Genomic DNA, 396 nt, shown 5'->3' on the forward strand with positions numbered 1-396 from the left:
TGGTTTGGAGTTGGTAGATTGATAGTCGCCAAACAAGTCAATCAACCAAACCACCGCCATGCTCAATGCTATGTCGTCCGTCCCGTTTTGGGAAGGCCATGTTGTCGATACCGTCCGCGAAGAGCCAGACGGGTCCCTGCTCGTCGTACTGGAGGAATGCCCGGAAAGCGAAGCGCTGTGTGGCGCCTGCCATCAATCCTGTTCCCTGATTCATGAACGCAGGAGACGTCGAGTCAGAGATCGCGATTGCCTTGACAGGCGTGTCTGGCTTGACGTGCCGATCCGACGGCTCGATTGCCATCATTGCGATGCGCGTGTAGCAGAGCACATTACGTGGCTGGATCGGCGTTCTCGTATAACGCATCGCGTCCGGCTGTGGGTTGAAGCGCTTGCGCA

Annotated in this window: 1 protein-coding gene; it reads right to left on the reverse strand. The window is 56.8% G+C overall.

Annotated features, from left to right (window positions below):
• Positions 1 to 37: 37 nt before the first annotated feature.
• Positions 38 to 396, reverse strand: a 359-nt coding sequence (locus AC3A6M_RS24895) for a hypothetical protein (RefSeq protein WP_487855363.1), incomplete at its 5' end; no start/stop codon positions are given.

Source organism: Telluria sp. Soil_C_11, assembly GCF_057657395.1.